This window comes from Nonomuraea sp. NPDC049784, assembly GCF_040659615.1.
Classification (GTDB): domain Bacteria; phylum Actinomycetota; class Actinomycetes; order Streptosporangiales; family Streptosporangiaceae; genus Nonomuraea.
Genome location: NZ_JBFAMX010001230.1, coordinates 1 through 1,308, shown reverse-complemented (window position 1 = coordinate 1,308; position 1,308 = coordinate 1). Strand labels below are relative to the sequence as shown.

The window sequence follows — 1,308 nt, the reverse complement described above, 5'->3', positions numbered from 1 at the left end:
CGCGGATCCCTTGGCGAGCCGATTGTCGCCAGGGATGAAACGTTCGCATGAGGACCCCGCACGGCCGTGGACGACCGCGATCGCCGGGCCGGTAGCCGACCCTGGACAGGCAGGCTCGTTCTACCGGGGACTGCGCACGGTGGCGCTGGACGGCACCCACCTGCACGCCCCCGACGACGAACAGGTCACCTGGCGCTACCCGAAGCGATCCGGGGACGTGCTGGAGTTCGGCTACCCGCTGGAGCGCCTGCTGGTTGTGGTCGAGTGCGGGACCGGGCCGTGCTCGCGGCCTGCTTCGGCCCCGAGAACCAAGGCGAAGTACCGTACGCACAGCGCTTGCTGGGCTGCTTGGACCGCTCGATGCTGCTGTTGGCGGACGCCGGTTTCGACGCGGTGGAGTTTCTGCGCCAGGTGGGCGCGACAGGCGCGCAGTTCCTGGTGCGCTCCTCCGGCCCGGCGCCGCCCGGCCGTCCAGCGCCGCCTGCCCAACGGCTCCTACCTGGCCCGCCTGTGCGGCGTCCACCGGGCCAGCGAGGGCTACCGGGCGCTGCCGGTCCGCGTTATCGAGGCGTGGATCACCGTCACCCTCGCTGACGGCACCACGCGGCGTGAGCCGTGGCGCCTGGTCACCAGCCTGGTCGATCACGAGCGCTACCCCGCCGGTGAACTGGTCGCCCTCTATCACCGCAGGTGGCAAGCGGAGACCGCCTACTTCTCGATCAAGGTGACCATGCTCGACGGCCGCGTCCTGCGCTCGCGCAGCGTTGCGGGCCTGGACCAGGAGGTTTACGCGCTACTGACGGTTTACCAGGCCCTCATTCGCACCGCCGCCGACGCGGCGACCTCCCGGCCGGGGCTGGTCATGGAGCGGATCAGCTTCACCATTCTCCTCCAGACGGCCCGAGACCAGGTCACCACCGCCACCGGCATCCTCCCGCCGGAGCCGGTGGCTCTTGTAGGCGCGATCGGCCGGGCCGTCCTGAACGACCTGTTGCCCGCCGAACGCCGCCAGCGCGTCAAGGCCCGCAGCCGCAAGAACCCGACCAGCAAGTACGGACCGAACGCGGGAAAGCACCCCCAGCAAGCACAGACCTACACCCTCGAAGTCCAGATCCAGATCATGGACCATGGACTTGCATCCCGTCGACGCCGGTAAACGCAACGGTGTTGAACAGCACACGAAGGATTGATCACTATGACGGATACCACTATCACCCACGCTGCCCTGGTCACCGGCGGCTCCGGCGGCATCGGCGGTGCGGTCGTCGAGCGGCTGGCCAGGGACGGCATCGCGGTCGGCGTGCACTA

1 protein-coding gene is annotated in these 1,308 nt (G+C 69.1%); it reads left to right on the top strand.

The window, feature by feature from the left end:
* The first annotated feature begins 34 nt into the window (after window positions 1–34).
* The gene (locus tag AB0J09_RS64980; protein WP_360714503.1) at window positions 35–1,156 is read left to right on the top strand and encodes a transposase; all 1,122 of its coding nucleotides are present in this window, start codon (window positions 35–37) and stop codon (window positions 1,154–1,156) included.
* The last annotated feature ends 152 nt before the right edge of the window (window positions 1,157–1,308 follow it).